The sequence below is a fragment of the Escherichia sp. WS33 genome, from assembly GCF_046486385.1.
Lineage (GTDB): Bacteria > Pseudomonadota > Gammaproteobacteria > Enterobacterales > Enterobacteriaceae > ECMA0423.
The window spans coordinates 49,208-66,588 of the sequence record NZ_JBJQLJ010000021.1; the positions used below are offsets into that span (position 1 = coordinate 49,208).

Consider the following 17,381-nt stretch of genomic DNA (forward strand, 5'->3'; position numbering starts at 1 on the left):
TAATGATTGGTCTTGCTCATTGTTAATAACAAAATGTTGAATTTACCGATTAGGAAACTTTTTCCTACGCGGATTGCCTCCAGCTATGGCATGAACTTTGAGTTTATGCCAGAACTGAAGTGGAGCTTTGGCTACCCTGGCGCGATTATCTTTATGATCCTCGCGGGCCTGACACCGTATCTGTACTTTAAGCGTAAGAACTGGCTGTAACTATACGATGTCGCTGTGAGTAAGTTAGTGTGCTGACAGCGACATTTTAGCCGAGGGAATCGCAGATAACATAATTGTTGTGAATAATATCCATGCCACGTTGAGTTGGACGCTTAATGACTCACATCTCATCCCTTCAATTGCTGCAGAGATAATAGAAAAAAGTGTCAAGCCCAATGAAATCAATACAAAGTAGATTGCCTTACATCCAGTATCTCTTATTCTTTTTGCTCCAATATTGATATTTACATAGGTATTATTAATAACCAGAATAAAACTCAAAGCCAGGTTGATATCATTCAAAGTTATTAATATTGACCATGATGTTAATGTATAGATTATGAACTGAAAGCGTGATAAACGCTCAAGCCTGGATGGGTAGAATATATTTCTGATGGATGATTTGAACATTTTTACACTGTTTTATATATAATTGTTTTGAATATATATTACCTGAATTATGTGGTTTGCATATATATATGCAATATAGCAGTCTTTGCATTGATAACTATACAGTAGTAATTTAGAGTGTGTAAGTTTTTATTGATGGGGTATATTTTAATTAAATATAATTGAAATGTATTTTTATTCTATAAACAATATCTTGGGTGAATGGATTCTATATGGGAAATGGTAACTTTTGGCAGTTGTTCTTGGGTAAAGAACCTTACAGCAAAAAATCTGATTTTGTTAAGGCATGGTTATTGTGGTGGGCTATTACCATCCTTGTTCTATTTATTTTAAGCCTGACTACGACATTAAATTTAAGAAGTATAGGTATAGGGTTAAGTTTTGGGTTTTGTCAAATCCTTGGTAGATATACGATGTCTCTAGGATGGAGTAAGTACTGGGGAGTTTTGGGGGTATTTCCTGTAATAAATATTGTTCTTTTTCTTATCTTAATTTTTTTCAAAAAAAGATAAATAAGTCAGTGGGTAGGCTCTTTAAACGGCCTACCCATGTTAATTCTTAACTTTTTCTACGCTGCGTATAAATCGCATCCATCACAAAAATTGCCAGCGCCACCCAAATAAAGGCGAAAGTCACCATCTTATCGGCACCCGGTTTTTCACCATAAAACGTCACAGCCAGCAGGAACATCAGCGTCGGGCCAATGTACTGGAAAAAGCCTAACGTTGAGAGACGCAAGCGCGTGGCAGCGGCGGTAAAACACAACAGCGGTACGGTAGTGACAATACCGGCGGCGATCAGCAGTAAATTCAGCGACATCGGGTTTTGCCCCATATGGCTGGTTGAGCTGTCGGCAATAGCAAACAGGTAAATTGCCGCCACGGGCAGCAGCCACATGGTTTCGATTAACATGCCGGTTTGCGCTTCAACGGCAATCTTCTTGCGTACCAGACCGTAGAAGGCAAAACTAAATGCCAGTCCCAGCGCGATAATAGGTAGCGAACCAAAAGTCCACAGCTGGACTAACACGCCACATATCGCCAGAATCACCGCCAGCCATTGCATCCGGCGGAATCGCTCGCCGAGGAAAATCATCCCCAGCACAATGTTCACCAGCGGGTTAATAAAGTAACCAAGGCTCGCTTCCAGCATATGGTGATTGTTCACCGCCCAGATAAACAGTAGCCAGTTGCCACCAATCAGCACGGCAGAGACTGCCAGCATAAAAATTTTCTGTGGCGTCTGAATCAGCGTTTTTAAATAGGACCACTGGCGGCAAATGCTCATCAGCACCACCATAAAGAAAAACGACCAGATCACGCGATGCGTCAGGATTTCATCGGCAGGCACGTAGTAAATCAACTTGAAGTACGCTGGCGCTATACCCCAAATAAAATAAGCGGCAAGAGCGAGTAATACGCCCTGCCGCGTTTGTTTTGCATCCATCGGGAATACTCATTTTTAATTGGTAACAGCAGTTTACCTGCTTTTATGTCTTCAACCTACCATATAGGTGGCGGTGGCACTGGCAATATAAAGCTGTTCTTCATTGTGTAATTCAACGCGGGCGACGGCGACTTTATTGCCTGCACGCAACAGGCTACTGGTAGCAGTAAAACGCTCGCCCCTGCCTGGGCGCAGATAATCAACGCGAAGATCAATGGTCCCCATCCGCGATAGCCGCTGGCGTAGTTCATCTTCACTGATGGTTTCGTGGCGGGTTAAGGTACTTCCCACGCACACCAGACCGGCGGCGACATCCAGCGCCGACGCAATGACCCCGCCGTGCAAAATGCTTTGCGCCCAGTTGCCCACCATCATTGGCTGATTTTTAAAGGCCAGCTGTGCGAACTCTTTTTCGTAACGCTCCAGTTCCATCCCCAATGCGCGGTTAAATGGCATGTGATAAACAAACATCTCACCCACTAATTTCAGGGCTTGTTCAGCGGTCAGTACGGCAGACATATCATCCTTACACTTCATTAGTTAATGAAATGTTGATTTTATGCTTCTTTGTTGTTGGTTTCTACTTTAGGAAGGGATAACTAACGGCTATGGAGTTAAGTATGTAAAATAGCCCGCAGAAAAATATTCACCTTATCAATAATTCGTTACGGAGAACACGACCGATGCGGACTCTGCAGGGCTGGTTGTTGCCGGTGTTTATGTTGCCTATGGCAGTATATGCACAAGAGGCAACGGTGAAAGAGGTGTATGACGCGCCAGCGGTGCGTGGCAGTATTATCGCCAATATGCTGCAGGAGCATGACAATCCGTTCACGCTCTATCCTTATGACACCAACTACCTCATTTACACCCAAACCAGCGATCTGAATAAAGAAGCGATTGCCAGTTACGACTGGGCGGAAAATGCGCGTAAGGATGAAGTAAAGTTTCAGTTGAGCCTGGCATTTCCGCTGTGGCGTGGGATTTTAGGCCCGAACTCGGTGTTGGGTGCGTCTTATACGCAAAAATCCTGGTGGCAACTGTCCAATAGCGAAGAGTCTTCACCGTTTCGTGAAACCAACTACGAACCGCAATTGTTCCTCGGTTTTGCCACCGATTACCGTTTTGCAGGTTGGACGCTGCGCGATGTGGAGATGGGGTATAACCACGACTCTAACGGGCGTTCCGACCCGACCTCCCGCAGCTGGAACCGCCTTTATACTCGCCTGATGGCAGAAAACGGTAACTGGCTGGTAGAAGTGAAGCCGTGGTATGTGGTGGGTAATACTGACGATAACCCGGATATCACCAAATATATGGGTTACTACCAGCTTAAAATCGGCTATCACCTCGGTGATGCGGTGCTCAGTGCGAAAGGACAGTACAACTGGAACACCGGCTACGGCGGCGCGGAGTTAGGCTTAAGTTACCCGATCACCAAACATGTGCGCCTTTATACTCAGGTTTACAGCGGCTATGGCGAATCGCTCATCGACTATAACTTCAACCAGACCCGTGTCGGTGTGGGGGTTATGCTAAACGATTTGTTTTGATGAACGGTTGAGTGGTTGGCAAATCTGGAATCCAGCATCCAGGATTACCCTCTCAGAGACTAAAAGCATTGCAGTTTCTCGCGCAGGCGCTGAAAATAGCGCCTGTTTTTATTTCAGGCAATCGGGGTGAATGTGGCGCAGGCGGAAGTGTTGAATCTGGAGTCCGGAGCTAAACAGGTTTTACAAGAAACCTTTGGCTACCAACAGTTTCGCCCCGGCCAGGAAGAAATTATCGACACTGTGCTTTCCGGTCGCGATTGCCTGGTCGTCATGCCCACCGGTGGCGGAAAATCCCTTTGCTATCAAATTCCTGCCTTATTGCTAAACGGCCTTACCGTGGTTGTTTCACCGCTGATTTCGTTGATGAAAGATCAGGTGGATCAACTGCAAGCCAACGGCGTGGCGGCGGCGTGCCTTAACTCGACGCAAACCCGCGAACAGCAACTTGAAGTGATGACAGGCTGCCGCACCGGGCAAATTCGTCTGCTTTATATCGCCCCGGAACGCCTGATGCTGGATAACTTTCTTGAGCATCTGGCGCACTGGAATCCGGTGTTATTAGCCGTTGATGAAGCGCACTGTATCTCCCAATGGGGCCACGATTTCCGCCCGGAATATGCCGCGCTCGGTCAGTTGCGCCAGCGGTTCCCGACGCTGCCGTTTATGGCGCTGACCGCCACAGCCGACGACACCACGCGCCAGGATATCGTGCGCCTGCTGGGGCTGAACGATCCGCTGATTCAAATCAACAGTTTTGACCGTCCGAATATTCGCTACATGCTGATGGAGAAGTTCAAACCGCTCGATCAGTTGATGCGCTACGTGCAGGAACAGCGCGGTAAGTCCGGCATTATCTACTGCAACAGCCGGGCGAAAGTAGAAGACACCGCTGCGCGCCTGCAAAGCAAGGGTATTAGCGCGGCGGCCTATCATGCCGGGCTGGAAAATAATGTCCGCGCCGACGTGCAGGAGAAATTCCAGCGCGATGACCTGCAAATTGTGGTGGCGACGGTGGCGTTCGGCATGGGCATCAATAAACCAAACGTTCGCTTCGTGGTCCACTTTGATATTCCGCGCAATATCGAATCCTATTATCAGGAAACCGGTCGCGCCGGGCGTGATGGCCTGCCCGCGGAAGCGATGCTGTTTTACGATCCGGCCGATATGGCGTGGCTGCGCCGTTGTCTGGAAGAGAAGCCGCAGGGGCAGTTGCAGGATATCGAACGTCATAAACTCAATGCGATGGGCGCTTTTGCCGAAGCGCAAACTTGCCGTCGTCTGGTACTGCTGAACTATTTTGGCGAAGGGCGTCAGGAGCCGTGCGGGAACTGCGATATCTGCCTCGATCCGCCGAAACAGTACGACGGTTCAACCGATGCTCAGATTGCCCTTTCCACCATTGGTCGTGTGAATCAGCGTTTTGGTATGGGCTATGTGGTGGAAGTGATTCGCGGCGCTAATAACCAGCGTATCCGCGACTATGGTCATGACAAACTAAAAGTCTACGGTATGGGCCGTGATAAAAGTCATGAACATTGGGTGAGCGTGATCCGCCAGTTGATTCACCTCGGCCTGGTGACGCAAAATATTGCCCAGCATTCTGCCCTCCAACTGACAGAGGCCGCGCGTCCGGTGCTGCGCGGCGAATCCTCTTTGCAACTTGCCGTGCCGCGTATCGTGGCGCTCAAACCGAAAGCGATGCAGAAATCGTTCGGCGGCAACTATGATCGCAAACTGTTCGCCAAATTACGCAAACTGCGTAAATCGATTGCCGATGAAAGTAATGTCCCGCCGTACGTGGTGTTTAACGACGCAACCTTGATTGAGATGGCTGAACAGATGCCGATCACCGCCAGCGAAATGCTCAGCGTTAACGGTGTTGGGATGCGCAAGCTGGAACGCTTTGGCAAACCGTTTATGGCGCTGATTCGTGCGCATGTTGATGGCGATGACGAAGAGTAGTCAGCAGCATAAAAAAGTGCCAGGATGAAGACTCCGTAAACGTTTCCCCCGCGAGTCAAATGTATGTTGATGTTATTTCTCACCGTCGCCATGGTGCACATTGTGGCGCTTATGAGCCCCGGTCCCGATTTCTTTTTTGTCTCTCAGACCGCTGTCAGTCGTTCCCGTAAAGAAGCGATGATGGGCGTGCTGGGCATTACCTGCGGCGTAATGGTTTGGGCTGGGATTGCGTTGCTTGGCCTGCATTTGATTATCGAAAAAATGGCCTGGCTGCATACGCTGATTATGGTTGGCGGTGGCCTGTATCTCTGCTGGATGGGTTACCAGATGCTGCGCGGCGCGCTGAAAAAAGAGGCAGTTTCTGCACCTGCGCCACAGGTCGAGCTGGCGAAAAGTGGGCGCAGTTTCCTGAAAGGTTTACTGACCAATCTCGCTAATCCGAAAGCGATTATCTACTTTGGCTCGGTGTTCTCATTGTTTGTCGGTGATAACGTTGGCACTACCGCGCGCTGGGGCATTTTTGCGCTGATCATTGTCGAAACGCTGGCGTGGTTTACCGTCGTTGCCAGCCTGTTTGCCCTGCCGCAAATGCGCCGTGGTTATCAACGTCTGGCGAAGTGGATTGATGGTTTTGCCGGGGCGTTATTTGCCGGATTTGGCATTCATTTGATTATTTCGCGGTGATGCCAGACGCGTCTTCAGAGTAAGTCGGATAAGGCGTTTACGCCGCATCCGACATTATTTTTCACGCATGCCTCGCCGATGCTAACAGCGCTCCCACCAGCATAAACAACGAGCCGAAAATCTTATTCAGCGCCTTCATCTGCTTTGGTCCTTTAATCCATAGAGCAATCCGTTGAGCAAGGGTGGCGTAACCGATCATCACAATAATATCGACCACAATAGTGGTGACGCCGAGCACGATATACTGCATCAGTTGCGGCTGTTGCGGCATGATGAATTGCGGAAATAGCGCCGCCAGAAACACAATACTTTTGGGATTGGTGAGATTCACAAAAACTGCGCGCTGGAACAAATGTCGACGCGATTGAGTAGAGGCCAGCGATTTAAGGTCAATTGCACCAGCGGCGCGCCACTGCTGGATTCCCAGCCAAATCAAGTAAGCCGCGCCTGCCCACTTCAACACTTCAAACGCAATCACTGAGCGGGAAAATAGCGTCCCCAACCCCACGCCAACCAGCACAATATGAATCGCCAGTCCGGTTTGAAGCCCAGCAATAGACGCCACCGCGCCGCGATAACCGTGGTTGAGCGAGGTGGTCATAGTGTTGATTGCACCAGAGCCTGGCGACAGGCTTAAAATGATCGATGTCAGCAGGTAGGCAAACCACCATTCTAAGGTCATGATGAACTCCCGGTGTGTCTATTTTTGTGCCACAATACGCTACTGTCGCAGCGTTGTGTCAGGCACGCTAAAAAAAACGATTTTACGTGGTTTAAGAGGCAGATTACCCGATGTTTCAGCAGCAAAAAGACTGGGAAACAAGAGAAAACGCGTTTGCTGCTTTTACCATGGGACCGCTGACTGATTTCTGGCGTCAGCGTGATGAAGCAGAGTTTACTGGTGTGGATGACATTCCGGTGCGCTTTGTCCGTTTTCGCGCACAGCACCATGACCGGGTGGTAGTCATCTGCCCGGGGCGTATTGAGAGCTACGTAAAATATGCGGAACTGGCCTATGACCTGTTCCATTTGGGGTTTGATGTCTTAATCATCGACCATCGCGGGCAGGGACGTTCCGGTCGCCTGTTAGCCGATCCGCATCTCGGGCATGTTAATCGCTTTAATGATTATGTTGATGATCTGGCGGCATTCTGGCAGCAGGAGGTTCAGCCCGGTCCGTGGCGTAAACGCTATATACTGGCACATTCGATGGGCGGTGCGATCTCCACATTATTTCTGCAACGCCATCCAGGTGTATGTGACGCCATTGCGCTAACTGCGCCAATGTTTGGGATCGTGATTCGTATGCCGTCATTTATGGCACGGCAGATCCTCAACTGGGCCGAAGCGCATCCACGTTTCCGTGATGGCTATGCAATAGGCACCGGGCGCTGGCGCGCGTTGCCGTTTGCTATCAACGTACTGACCCACAGCAGACAGCGATATCGACGTAACTTACGCTTCTATGCTGATGACCCAACGATTCGCGTCGGTGGGCCGACCTACCATTGGGTACGCGAAAGTATTCTGGCTGGCGAACAGGTGTTAGCCGGTGCGGGTGATGACGCCACGCCAACGCTTCTCTTACAAGCTGAAGAGGAACGCGTGGTGGATAACCGCATGCATGACCGTTTTTGTGAACTCCGCACCGCCGCGGGCCATCCTGTCGAAGGAGGACGACCGTTGGTAATTAAAGGTGCTTACCATGAGATCCTTTTTGAAAAGGACGCAATGCGCTCAGTCGCGCTCCACGCCATCGTTGATTTTTTCAACAGGCATAACTCACCCAGCGGAAACCGCTCTACAGAGGTTTAAATTTCTTATGTACCAGGTTGTTGCGTCTGATTTAGATGGCACGTTACTTTCTCCCGACCATACGTTATCCCCTTACGCCAAAGAAACTCTGAAGCTGCTCACCGCGCGCGGCATCAACTTTGTGTTTGCGACCGGTCGTCACCACGTTGATGTGGGGCAAATTCGCGATAATCTGGAGATTAAGTCTTACATGATTACCTCCAATGGTGCGCGCGTTCACGATCTGGATGGTAATCTGATTTTTGCTCATAACCTGGATCGCGACATTGCCAGCGATCTGTTTGGCGTAGTCAACGACAATCCGGACATCATTACTAACGTTTATCGCGACGACGAATGGTTTATGAATCGCCATCGCCCGGAAGAGATGCGCTTTTTTAAAGAAGCGGTGTTCAAATATGCGCTGTATGAGCCTGGATTACTGGAGCCGGAAGGCGTCAGCAAAGTGTTTTTCACCTGCGATTCCCATGAACAACTGCTGCCGCTGGAGCAGGCGATTAACGCTCGCTGGGGCGATCGCGTCAACGTCAGTTTCTCTACCTTAACCTGTCTGGAAGTGATGGCGGGCGGCGTGTCGAAAGGCCATGCGCTGGAAGCAGTGGCGAAGAAACTGGGCTACAGCCTGAAGGATTGTATTGCGTTTGGTGACGGGATGAACGACGCCGAAATGCTGTCGATGGCGGGGAAAGGCTGCATTATGGGCAGTGCGCACCAGCGTCTGAAAGACCTTCATCCCGAGCTGGAAGTGATTGGTACTAACGCCGAAGACGCGGTGCCGCATTATCTGCGTAAACTCTATTTATCGTAATCGTTCTTTATTTGGTCAGTTGTCAACCTGATACTTCGCTACAATGGATACTCGTTAATCAAAGAGTTTTCCATTGTGGCGCTACTTATCATCACCACGATTCTGTGGGCCTTCTCCTTTAGCTTTTATGGCGAGTACCTTGCGGGGCACGTCGATAGCTATTTTGCGGTGCTGGTGCGCGTTGGCCTGGCGGCACTCGTTTTTCTGCCGTTTCTGCGTACCCGTGGCAATAGCCTGAAAACAGTCGGCCTGTATATGCTGGTGGGCGCGATGCAGCTCGGCGTGATGTATATGCTGAGTTTCCGCGCTTATCTCTACCTGACGGTTTCCGAGCTGCTGCTGTTCACCGTGCTGACGCCGCTCTACATCACGCTGATTTATGACATCATGAGTAAGCGCCGTCTGCGCTGGGGCTATGCTTTTAGCGCCTTGCTGGCGGTGATTGGTGCCGGGATTATTCGCTATGATCAGGTCACCGACCATTTCTGGACTGGCTTGTTGCTGGTGCAACTCTCCAATATCACTTTTGCCATCGGCATGGTGGGTTACAAACGCCTGATGGAAACTCGCCCGATGCCGCAGCATAACGCCTTTGCGTGGTTCTATCTTGGCGCGTTCCTGGTGGCGGTAATTGCATGGTTCTTGCTGGGAAATGCGCAGAAAATGCCGCAAACCACGCTGCAATGGGGCATTCTGGTGTTTCTTGGCGTGGTGGCTTCCGGGATTGGCTACTTTATGTGGAACTACGGCGCGACGCAGGTGGACGCCGGAACGCTGGGCATTATGAATAATATGCACGTTCCGGCAGGGCTGCTGGTAAACCTGGCTATCTGGCACCAACAGCCGCACTGGCCAACGTTTATTACAGGCGCGCTGGTGATCCTGGCCTCACTGTGGGTGCATCGTAAGTGGGTCGCTCCGCGCTCTTCACAAACGGCAGATGATCGCAGGCGTGATTGCGCGCTGAGCGAATAAACGCTTCCGTAACTGGCTGACGCTGCTCGCCATCGCGCACGGCGGCGTACAGTCGGCTCCACAAGCCTTCGCCCAGGGTTTTGGTCACCACCAGACCCTGGCGCTCAAAACTCTCTACTACCCAATGCGGTAGCGCGGCAATACCCATCCGCGCGGCAACCATCTGAATCAACAATAAGGTGTTATCGACGCTTTTCAGTGACGGGCTGACGCCTGCCGGCTGAAGAAAATGCCGCCAGACATCCAGTCGACTACGCTGCACCGGATAAATCAACAGCGTCTCGCTGGCGAGATCTTCCGGTGTAATTCGCGTTTTCGCCGCCAGTGGATGGTCAGGTGCTAACACCAGACGCACTTCATAGTCGAACATCGGCGAATAATGCAGGCCACTGCGCGGCAGGATATCGGAGGTCATCACCAGATCCAGCTCGCCCTGTTGCAACGCGGGCTGCGGGTCAAACGTCACGCCCGATTTAAAATCCATCTCTACCTGCGGCCAGTTCTTATGGAAATTTTCTAACGCGGGCGTCAGCCACTGAATACAGCTATGGCACTCAATGGCAATGCGCAGACGCGTCTGCTGCGGTTCATTGCAGGCTTGCAGTGCCTGGCTAATTTGCGGCAGCACCTGGTTTGCCAGTTGCAACAGGATTTCTCCCTGCGGTGTAAAGCGTAGCGGCTGGCTCTTACGCACAAATAGCCGGAAGCCAAGGCGTTGTTCCAGATCGCTAAACTGGTGAGACAGGGCGGATTGCGTCTGATGCAACGTCGCCGCAGCGGCTGCGAGAGAGCCGCAGTTCCGCAACGCTTGTAGCGTTTTCAGGTGTTTTACTTCGATCATGAAAGTCCTTCACTTCGGCATGAATAATTTGCGCTTGAGGAATATACAGTAACCGCCAATTATGGATGTGTAAACATCTGGACGGCTAAATACTAAAAATTCCATAAGGGGCATATAATGACAATTCTTAATCACACCCTCGGTTTCCCTCGCGTTGGCCTGCGTCGCGAGCTGAAAAAAGCGCAAGAAAGTTATTGGGCGGGGAACTCCACGCGTGAAGAACTGCTGACAGTAGGGCGTGAACTGCGTGCTCGTCACTGGGATCAACAAAAGCAAGCGGGTATCGACCTGCTGCCGGTGGGCGATTTTGCCTGGTACGATCATGTTCTGACCACCAGTCTGCTGCTGGGTAATGTTCCGCCACGTCATCAGAACAAAGACGGTTCGGTAGATATCGACACCCTGTTCCGTATTGGTCGTGGACGTGCGCCGACTGGCGAACCTGCGGCGGCAGCGGAAATGACCAAATGGTTTAACACCAACTATCACTACATGGTGCCGGAATTCGTTAAAGGCCAACAGTTCAAACTGACCTGGACGCAGCTGCTGGAGGAAGTGGACGAGGCGCTGGCGCTGGGCCACAACGTTAAGCCTGTGCTGCTGGGGCCGGTTACTTACCTGTGGCTGGGGAAAGTGAAAGGTGAACAGTTTGACCGCCTTAGCCTGCTGAACGACATTCTGCCGGTTTATCAGCAAGTGCTGGCAGAACTGGCGAAACGCGGCATCGAGTGGGTACAGATTGATGAACCCGCGCTGGTACTGGAACTACCACAGGCGTGGCTGGACGCATACAAACCCGCTTACGACGCGCTCCAGGGACAGGTGAAACTGCTGCTGACCACCTATTTTGAAGGCGTAACGCCAAATCTCGACACGATTACTGCGCTGCCTGTTCAGGGTCTGCATGTTGACCTCGTACATGGTAAAGATGACGTTGCTGAACTGCACAAGCGCCTGCCTTCTGACTGGTTGCTGTCTGCGGGTCTGATCAATGGTCGTAACGTCTGGCGCGCCGATCTTACCGAGAAATATGCGCAAATTAAGGACATTGTCGGCAAACGTGATTTGTGGGTGGCATCTTCCTGCTCGTTGCTGCACAGCCCCATCGACCTGAGCGTGGAAACGCGTCTTGATGCAGAAGTGAAAAGCTGGTTTGCCTTCGCCCTACAAAAATGCCATGAACTGGCACTGCTGCGCGATGCGCTGAACAGTGGTGACACGGCAGCTCTGGCAGAGTGGAGCGCCCCGATTCAGGCACGTCGTCACTCTACCCGCGTACATAATCCGGCGGTAGAAAAGCGTCTGGCGGCGATCACCGCCCAGGACAGCCAGCGTGCGAATGTCTATGAAGTGCGTGCCGAAGCCCAGCGTGCGCGTTTTAAACTGCCAGCGTGGCCGACCACCACGATTGGTTCTTTCCCGCAAACCACGGAAATTCGTACCCTGCGTCTGGATTTCAAAAAGGGCAATCTCGACGCCAATAACTACCGCACGGGCATTGCGGAACATATCAGGCAGGCCATTGTTGAACAGGAACGTTTGGGACTGGATGTGCTGGTACATGGCGAGGCCGAGCGTAATGACATGGTGGAATACTTTGGCGAGCACCTCGACGGGTTTGTCTTTACGCAAAACGGTTGGGTACAGAGCTACGGTTCCCGCTGCGTGAAGCCACCGATTGTTATTGGTGACGTTAGTCGCCCGGCACCGATTACCGTGGAGTGGGCGAAGTATGCGCAATCGCTGACCGACAAACCGGTGAAAGGGATGCTGACGGGGCCGGTGACCATACTCTGCTGGTCGTTCCCGCGTGAAGATGTCAGCCGTGAAACCATCGCCAAACAGATTGCGCTGGCGCTGCGTGATGAGGTGGCCGATCTGGAAGCGGCAGGGATTGGTATCATCCAGATTGACGAACCGGCGCTGCGCGAAGGTTTACCACTGCGTCGTAGCGACTGGGACGCCTATCTCCAGTGGGGCGTAGAGGCCTTCCGTATCAACGCCGCCGTGGCGAAAGATGACACACAAATCCACACTCACATGTGTTATTGCGAGTTCAACGACATCATGGATTCGATTGCGGCGCTGGACGCAGACGTCATCACCATCGAAACCTCGCGTTCCGACATGGAGTTGCTGGAGTCGTTTGAAGAGTTTGATTATCCAAATGAAATCGGTCCAGGCGTCTATGACATTCACTCGCCAAACGTACCGAGCGTGGAATGGATTGAAGCCCTGCTGAAGAAAGCGGCAAAACGCATTCCGGCAGAGCGCCTGTGGGTCAACCCGGACTGTGGCCTGAAAACGCGCGGCTGGCCAGAAACCCGCGCAGCACTGGCGAATATGGTGCAGGCGGCGCAGAACTTGCGTCGGGGGTAAATCCAAACCGGGTGGTAATACCACCCGGTCTTTTCTCATTACAGCGACTTCTTCCCACCATACTGCTTAAACCATTCCAGCATACGCTGCCAGCCATCTTTCGCAGATTCGGCATGATAGCTCGGGCGATAATCAGCGTTGAATGCATGCCCGGCATCCGGGTACACGATAATCTCTGCTTTCGCATTAGCAGCCCGCAGCGCCTGGCGCATGGTTTCAACGCTCTCCTGCGGAATGCTGTTATCCTGACCGCCATATAAGCCGAGAACCGGCGCGTTAAGATCGGTTGCGATATCAACAGGTTGTTTCGGTGAATTCAGCGACTTGTCACCCGTCAGTTTGCCGTACCACGCCACTGCGGCTTTTAGCTGTGGATTATGCGCGGCATACAGCCAGGTGATACGTCCACCCCAGCAGAATCCGGTGATCATTAAACGATGAACATCGCCGCCGTTGCGGGAAGCCCAACTGGCGACATGATCGAGATCGGCCAGCACCTGCGAGTCAGGCACTTTTGCTACCAGACCGCTAAGCAACGTGGGGATATCGGCAAAATCATTCGGATCGCCTTCGCGGAAGTAAAGTTCAGGTGCGATAGCCAGATACCCCTCCAGCGCCAGACGGCGACAAATGTCGCGGATATGTTCATGCACGCCAAAAATTTCCTGCACTACAATGACCACTGGCAGTGGGCCATCGCTTTGCTTTGGTCTGGCATGGTAAGCAGGCATGTTATCCCCTTGTGAAGGGATAGAGGTGAAGCCCGCCACAATCGCGTCGTCCGGGGTCTGAACGATGGTAGAAGCGAGAGGCGATGCAGCAGGTGCAAATCCAGATTGTTGTGTTGTTGCCATGGTATTCTCCGTACCCTTATAAAAATGTTGCGCAATGTTAACTATAGTCAGCATGCAACAAATCACATTGCCTGAATCGGCTCATCTTTTATGCAGTCCTGCAGAATGAAGAGTGATTTATGTGATTTACATCACTTTTGATGGGTAAATTTATGCAACGCATTTGCATCATGGTGATGAGTATCACGAAAAAATGTTAAACCCTTCGGTAAAGTGTCTTTTTGCTTCTTCTGACTAAACCGATTCACAGAGGAGTTGTATATGTCCAAGTCTGATGTTTTTCATCTCGGCCTCACTAAAAACGATTTACAAGGGGCTACGCTTGCCATCGTCCCTGGCGACCCGGATCGTGTGGAAAAGATCGCCGCGCTGATGGATAAGCCGGTTAAGCTGGCATCTCACCGCGAATTCACTACCTGGCGTGCAGAGCTGGATGGTAAACCTGTTATCGTCTGCTCTACCGGTATCGGCGGCCCGTCTACCTCTATTGCTGTTGAAGAGCTGGCACAGCTGGGCATTCGCACCTTCCTGCGTATCGGTACAACGGGCGCTATTCAGCCGCATATTAATGTGGGTGATGTCCTGGTTACCACGGCGTCTGTCCGTCTGGATGGCGCGAGCCTGCACTTCGCACCGCTGGAATTCCCGGCTGTCGCTGATTTCGAATGTACGACTGCGCTGGTTGAAGCTGCGAAATCTATTGGCGCGACAACTCACGTTGGCGTGACAGCTTCTTCTGATACCTTCTACCCAGGCCAGGAACGTTACGATACTTACTCTGGTCGCGTAGTTCGTCACTTTAAAGGTTCTATGGAAGAGTGGCAGGCGATGGGCGTAATGAACTATGAAATGGAATCTGCAACCCTGCTGACCATGTGTGCAAGTCAGGGCCTGCGTGCCGGTATGGTAGCGGGTGTTATCGTTAACCGCACCCAGCAAGAGATCCCGAATGCTGAGACGATGAAACAAACTGAAAGCCAAGCGGTGAAAATCGTGGTGGAAGCGGCGCGTCGTCTGCTGTAATTCTCTTCTCCTGTCTGAAGGCCGACGCGTTCGGCCTTTTGTATTTTTGCGTAGCGCCTCGCAGGAAATGCCTTTCCAACTGGACGTTTGTACAGCACAATTCTATTTTGTGCGGGTAAGTTGTTGCGTCAGGAGGCGTTGTGGATTTCTCAATCATGGTTTACGCAGTTATTGCGTTGGTGGGTGTGGCAATTGGCTGGCTGTTTGCCAGTTATCAACATGCGCAGCAAAAAGCCGAGCAATTAGCTGAACGTGAAGAGATGGTCGCGGAGTTAAGCGCGGCAAAACAACAAATTACCCAAAGCGAGCACTGGCGTGCAGAGTGCGAGTTACTCAATAACGAAGTGCGCAGCCTGCAAAGTATTAACACCTCTCTGGAGGCCGATCTGCGTGAAGTAACCACGCGGATGGAAGCCGCACAGCAACATGCTGACGATAAAATTCGCCAGATGATTAACAGCGAGCAGCGCCTCAGTGAGCAGTTTGAAAACCTCGCCAACCGTATTTTTGAGCACAGCAATCGCCGGGTTGATGAGCAAAACCGTCAGAGTCTGAACAGCCTGTTGTCGCCGCTACGTGAACAACTGGACGGTTTCCGCCGTCAGGTTCAGGACAGCTTCGGTAAAGAAGCACAAGAACGCCATACCCTGACCCACGAAATTCGCAATCTCCAGCAACTCAACGCGCAAATGGCCCAGGAAGCGATCAACCTGACGCGCGCGCTGAAAGGCGACAATAAAACCCAGGGCAACTGGGGCGAGGTAGTATTGACGCGGGTGCTGGAGGCTTCCGGTCTGCGTGAAGGGTATGAATATGAAACCCAGGTCAGCATCGAAAATGACGCCCGCTCGCGGATGCAACCGGATGTCATCGTGCGGCTGCCGCAGGGAAAAGATGTGGTGATCGACGCCAAAATGACGCTGGTCGCCTATGAACGCTATTTCAACGCCGAAGATGACTACACCCGCGAAAGCGCGCTACAGGAACATATCGCGTCGGTGCGTAACCATATCCGTTTGCTGGGACGCAAAGATTATCAACAGCTGCCGGGGCTGCGAACTCTGGATTACGTGCTGATGTTTATTCCCGTTGAACCCGCTTTTTTACTGGCGCTTGACCGCCAGCCGGAGCTGATCACCGAAGCGTTGAAAAACAATATCATGCTGGTTAGCCCGACTACGCTGCTGGTGGCGTTGCGTACTATTGCCAACCTGTGGCGTTATGAGCATCAAAGCCGCAACGCCCAGCAAATCGCCGATCGTGCCAGCAAGCTGTACGACAAGATGCGTTTGTTCATCGATGACATGTCCGCGATTGGTCAAAGTCTCGACAAAGCGCAGGATAACTACCGCCAGGCAATGAAAAAACTCTCTTCAGGTCGCGGAAATGTGCTGGCGCAGGCAGAAGCGTTTCGCGGTTTAGGAGTAGAAATTAAACGCGAGATTAATCCGGATTTGGCTGAACAGGCGGTGAGCCAGGATGAAGAGTATCGACTTCGGTCGGTTCCGGAGCAGCCGAATGATGAAGCTTATCAACGCGATGATGAATATAATCAGCAGTCGCGCTAGCCCATTAGGGGTAGTTAAGCCGGGTAGAAATCTAGGGCATCGACGCCCAATCTGTTACACTTCTGGAACAATTTTTTGATGAGCAGGCATTGAGATGGTGGATAAGTCACAAGAAACGACGCACTTTGGTTTTCAGACCGTCGCGAAGGAACAAAAAGCGGATATGGTCGCCCACGTTTTCCATTCCGTGGCATCAAAATACGATGTCATGAATGATTTGATGTCATTTGGTATTCATCGTTTGTGGAAGCGATTCACTATTGATTGCAGCGGCGTACGCCGTGGGCAGACCGTGCTGGATCTGGCTGGTGGCACCGGCGACCTGACAGCGAAATTCTCCCGCCTGGTCGGAGAAACTGGCAAAGTGGTCCTTGCTGATATCAATGAATCCATGCTCAAAATGGGACGCGAGAAGCTGCGTAATATCGGTGTGATTGGCAACGTTGAGTATGTTCAGGCGAACGCTGAGGCGCTGCCGTTCCCGGATAACACCTTTGATTGCATCACCATTTCGTTTGGTCTGCGTAACGTCACCGACAAAGATAAAGCACTGCGTTCAATGTATCGCGTGCTGAAACCCGGCGGCCGCCTGCTGGTGCTTGAGTTCTCGAAGCCAATTATCGAGCCGCTGAGCAAAGCCTATGATGCATACTCCTTCCATGTGCTGCCGCGTATTGGCTCACTGGTCGCGAACGACGCCGACAGCTACCGTTATCTGGCAGAATCCATCCGTATGCATCCCGATCAGGATACCCTGAAAGCCATGATGCAGGATGCCGGATTCGAAAGTGTCGACTACTACAATCTGACGGCAGGGGTTGTGGCGCTGCATCGTGGTTATAAGTTCTGACA

16 protein-coding genes and 1 pseudogene are annotated in these 17,381 nt (G+C 51.5%); 12 read left to right on the plus strand and 5 right to left on the minus strand.

The window, feature by feature from the left end; all coding sequences use genetic code 11:
* Positions 1 to 63 precede the first annotated feature (63 nt).
* Together ACJHXA_RS16900 and ACJHXA_RS16905 are read left to right on the plus strand one after the other, a co-directional pair.
* Positions 64 to 210 (plus strand): annotated as a pseudogene (locus tag ACJHXA_RS16900) (CorA family divalent cation transporter); the annotation flags it as partial.
* Positions 211 to 833: 623 nt separating this feature from the next.
* Entirely contained in the window at positions 834 to 1,133 is a 300-nt protein-coding gene (locus tag ACJHXA_RS16905; RefSeq protein WP_283512328.1) for a hypothetical protein, read from the plus strand.
* Positions 1,134 to 1,179: 46 nt separating this feature from the next.
* Here the strand turns inward: ACJHXA_RS16905 and rarD are convergent, their stop codons facing one another.
* Positions 1,180 to 2,067, minus strand: coding sequence for an EamA family transporter RarD (gene rarD, locus ACJHXA_RS16910; protein WP_000339103.1), 888 nt, complete (start codon positions 2,065 to 2,067; stop codon positions 1,180 to 1,182).
* A 51-nt stretch (positions 2,068 to 2,118) separates the two neighbouring features.
* The gene (gene yigI, locus ACJHXA_RS16915) at positions 2,119 to 2,586 is read right to left on the minus strand and encodes an acyl-CoA thioesterase YigI (protein WP_001277142.1); all 468 of its coding nucleotides are present in this window, start codon (positions 2,584 to 2,586) and stop codon (positions 2,119 to 2,121) included.
* 164 nt (positions 2,587 to 2,750) lie between these two features.
* Here yigI and pldA point away from each other — a divergent pair, with 164 nt between their 5' ends.
* The 3 genes from pldA (at position 2,751) to rhtC (ending at position 6,266) form a co-directional block, all read left to right on the plus strand.
* Positions 2,751 to 3,620: a phospholipase A gene (gene pldA, locus ACJHXA_RS16920; protein WP_078046122.1), complete on the plus strand. Its 870-nt coding sequence runs from the start codon at positions 2,751 to 2,753 to the stop codon at positions 3,618 to 3,620.
* A 132-nt stretch (positions 3,621 to 3,752) separates the two neighbouring features.
* A complete protein-coding gene (recQ, locus tag ACJHXA_RS16925) occupies positions 3,753 to 5,582 on the plus strand; it encodes an ATP-dependent DNA helicase RecQ (protein ID WP_001346040.1) in 1,830 nt (609 codons plus the stop codon).
* Positions 5,583 to 5,645: 63 nt separating this feature from the next.
* Positions 5,646 to 6,266 (plus strand): threonine export protein RhtC, encoded by a 621-nt coding sequence (gene rhtC, locus ACJHXA_RS16930; RefSeq protein ID WP_000928824.1) that lies wholly within the window; start codon positions 5,646 to 5,648, stop codon positions 6,264 to 6,266.
* A gap of 61 nt (positions 6,267 to 6,327) precedes the next feature.
* Here rhtC and rhtB read toward each other — a convergent pair whose 3' ends face one another.
* Entirely contained in the window at positions 6,328 to 6,948 is a 621-nt protein-coding gene (rhtB, locus tag ACJHXA_RS16935; protein WP_000171710.1) for a homoserine/homoserine lactone efflux protein, read from the minus strand.
* Positions 6,949 to 7,058: 110 nt separating this feature from the next.
* Here rhtB and pldB point away from each other — a divergent pair, with 110 nt between their 5' ends.
* The 3 genes from pldB (at position 7,059) to bioP (ending at position 9,864) form a co-directional block, all read left to right on the plus strand.
* Positions 7,059 to 8,081 carry a lysophospholipase L2 gene (pldB, locus tag ACJHXA_RS16940; protein WP_000487654.1) on the plus strand — a complete coding sequence of 341 codons (1,023 nt, stop codon included), beginning with the start codon at positions 7,059 to 7,061 and terminating at the stop codon, positions 8,079 to 8,081.
* A 7-nt stretch (positions 8,082 to 8,088) separates the two neighbouring features.
* Positions 8,089 to 8,889 carry a sugar/pyridoxal phosphate phosphatase YigL gene (yigL, locus tag ACJHXA_RS16945; RefSeq protein ID WP_000285353.1) on the plus strand — a complete coding sequence of 267 codons (801 nt, stop codon included), beginning with the start codon at positions 8,089 to 8,091 and terminating at the stop codon, positions 8,887 to 8,889.
* Between the two features lie 75 nt (positions 8,890 to 8,964).
* Complete coding sequence (bioP, locus tag ACJHXA_RS16950; RefSeq protein WP_001196238.1) at positions 8,965 to 9,864, plus strand: biotin transporter; 900 nt, start codon at positions 8,965 to 8,967, stop codon at positions 9,862 to 9,864.
* On the opposite strand, the gene metR is transcribed toward bioP, so the two are convergent.
* Entirely contained in the window at positions 9,752 to 10,705 is a 954-nt protein-coding gene (gene metR, locus ACJHXA_RS16955) for an HTH-type transcriptional regulator MetR (protein ID WP_000573621.1), read from the minus strand. The two genes, bioP and metR, sit on opposite strands and share 113 nt — an antisense overlap.
* A 117-nt stretch (positions 10,706 to 10,822) precedes the next feature.
* Here metR and metE point away from each other — a divergent pair, with 117 nt between their 5' ends.
* Complete coding sequence (metE, locus tag ACJHXA_RS16960; RefSeq protein ID WP_000153974.1) at positions 10,823 to 13,084, plus strand: 5-methyltetrahydropteroyltriglutamate--homocysteine S-methyltransferase; 2,262 nt, start codon at positions 10,823 to 10,825, stop codon at positions 13,082 to 13,084.
* A 38-nt stretch (positions 13,085 to 13,122) separates the two neighbouring features.
* Here the strand turns inward: metE and ACJHXA_RS16965 are convergent, their stop codons facing one another.
* Complete coding sequence (locus tag ACJHXA_RS16965; RefSeq protein ID WP_001296987.1) at positions 13,123 to 13,938, minus strand: dienelactone hydrolase family protein; 816 nt, start codon at positions 13,936 to 13,938, stop codon at positions 13,123 to 13,125.
* A 261-nt stretch (positions 13,939 to 14,199) separates the two neighbouring features.
* On the opposite strand from ACJHXA_RS16965, the gene udp reads away from it, so the two are divergent.
* The 3 genes from udp to ubiE all read left to right on the plus strand — a co-directional run bounded on the left by udp (position 14,200) and on the right by ubiE (position 17,379).
* Positions 14,200 to 14,961 (plus strand): uridine phosphorylase, encoded by a 762-nt coding sequence (gene udp / locus ACJHXA_RS16970; protein WP_000045180.1) that lies wholly within the window; start codon positions 14,200 to 14,202, stop codon positions 14,959 to 14,961.
* A 140-nt stretch (positions 14,962 to 15,101) separates the two neighbouring features.
* The gene (gene rmuC / locus ACJHXA_RS16975) at positions 15,102 to 16,529 is read left to right on the plus strand and encodes a DNA recombination protein RmuC (RefSeq protein ID WP_000347714.1); all 1,428 of its coding nucleotides are present in this window, start codon (positions 15,102 to 15,104) and stop codon (positions 16,527 to 16,529) included.
* 94 nt (positions 16,530 to 16,623) lie between these two features.
* The gene (gene ubiE, locus ACJHXA_RS16980) at positions 16,624 to 17,379 is read left to right on the plus strand and encodes a bifunctional demethylmenaquinone methyltransferase/2-methoxy-6-polyprenyl-1,4-benzoquinol methylase UbiE (protein ID WP_000227958.1); all 756 of its coding nucleotides are present in this window, start codon (positions 16,624 to 16,626) and stop codon (positions 17,377 to 17,379) included.
* The last annotated feature ends 2 nt before the right edge of the window (positions 17,380 to 17,381 follow it).